Source organism: Romboutsia sp. 13368 (assembly GCF_018336475.1).
Lineage (GTDB): Bacteria > Bacillota > Clostridia > Peptostreptococcales > Peptostreptococcaceae > Romboutsia.
This window is the reverse complement of the sequence record NZ_CP048741.1, coordinates 1161626-1163121: the sequence shown is the minus strand read 5'-3', so window position 1 is coordinate 1163121 and position 1496 is coordinate 1161626. Positions and strand designations below refer to the sequence as shown.

1 protein-coding gene is annotated in these 1496 nt (G+C 24.1%); it reads left to right on the top strand.

The genetic code is table 11. The annotated features are described in order from the left end of the window. Positions 1-264: 264 nt before the first annotated feature. Complete coding sequence (locus G3997_RS04710) at positions 265-1380, top strand: tyrosine-type recombinase/integrase (RefSeq protein ID WP_296648892.1); 1116 nt, start codon at positions 265-267, stop codon at positions 1378-1380. Positions 1381-1496 lie beyond the last annotated feature (116 nt).

Sequence of the window (1496 nt, the reverse complement as noted above, 5' to 3'; positions counted from 1 at the left end):
GTATTCATTTGATAATTGATATTTTTATGCATATTAAAGCTCCTTAAAGGAATATGTTTATAAGTTATATTATGTTTTAAAATATGTTTCTGTTCACTCAAACATAAAATATATACTTTTATGCCAAAAACAATAAATATAGTATTTTCARTNTKTTTATGCATTATTTTAGATTTATGTCAGTTGTATGTCAGATATTTTGTATTTTTTATTTTAAATTTTATGATATAATAAATACATAATTTTTATAAATTGGAGGATAGAATGAGTTTTGCATTTATTAGAAAAAGAAGTAAAAACTATATAGTTTATTTAGAATATAAAGATAAAGAAAGCGGAAAGAAAATCCAAAAAAACATGGGGTCTTTTGAAAAGAAAAGAGATGCATCAAAGAAATTAAACGAAGTAAAAGATAGTATATATAGTGATAAATTAGTAATACCTAGCGCATTAAATGTAGAATCATTTATGCTAGATTTTATCGAAAAACATAAAATTAATATATCAATTACTACATATAATAATTACATGCGTATATGTAAAAAGTATATAATACCACTATTAGGTTCTTATAAACTTGATGAAATTAGACCTATTCATATACAAAATTACATAGATGATTTAGCAGGAATATTGACACCTCAAACTATAAAGGTCCATGTAAATATATTAAATTTAGCTTTTAAAAAGGCCTATAGATTAAGGCTTATAAAAGAAAATATTATTGAGTGTGTTGAAGTCCCTAAAAACAGAAAGTTTAAAAATAACATCTATAATAAAGAAGATATGATTAAGCTTCTTAATACATGTAAAAATACAGATATGGAATTATATATATATCTAGCTAGTGGTCTCGGGCTTAGAATATCCGAGATTTTAGGCCTTACTTGGGATAATATAGACTTTGCTAATTCTACAGTAACTATTAATAAGATAACAATAAGAAATAATGGATTAGTATCATTAAAAAGTCCTAAAACCGAAAGTTCAGAAAGAACTATTACATGCCCTAAAGAAATAATGCTAATGCTTAAAGATCATAAAAGACTACAATTAGAAAATAAACTTAAAGGTAAAATAAAAAACACCATGAACTTATTATTTTTTGATAAAAATGAACAACCGATAGCTCAAGATGTATTAAGTAAAAAATTCAATAAGTTCCTACTTAAAAATAATTTAGAGCATATAAGATTTCACGACCTTAGACATTCTCATGTTACTCTACTTATAAATTCAAAAGTTCCAATAAAGGTAATTTCAGAAAGAGTTGGTCATTCTAATATCAATACAACATTAAACATCTATGCTCATGCACTTAAAGAAATGGACTCAGAAGCTTCTGATAAAATTTCTCAAACATTATTTGAAATAATATAAAAAGTTAAAAAAACGACCTTTTAAATTCGGTTTTAAGCVCGTCATTTTTTCTTTATAATATGTAAGTTTATTTGAAGGTGAATTTTAGCTCACGGCAGCTTTAAATAGTTTTTATA

Bases quoted from the DNA above. Each gene is read 5' to 3' on its own strand.
- G3997_RS04710 (WP_296648892.1), top strand. From the start codon at position 265: ATGAGTTTTGCATTTATTAGAAAAAGAAGTAAAAACTATATAGTTTAT.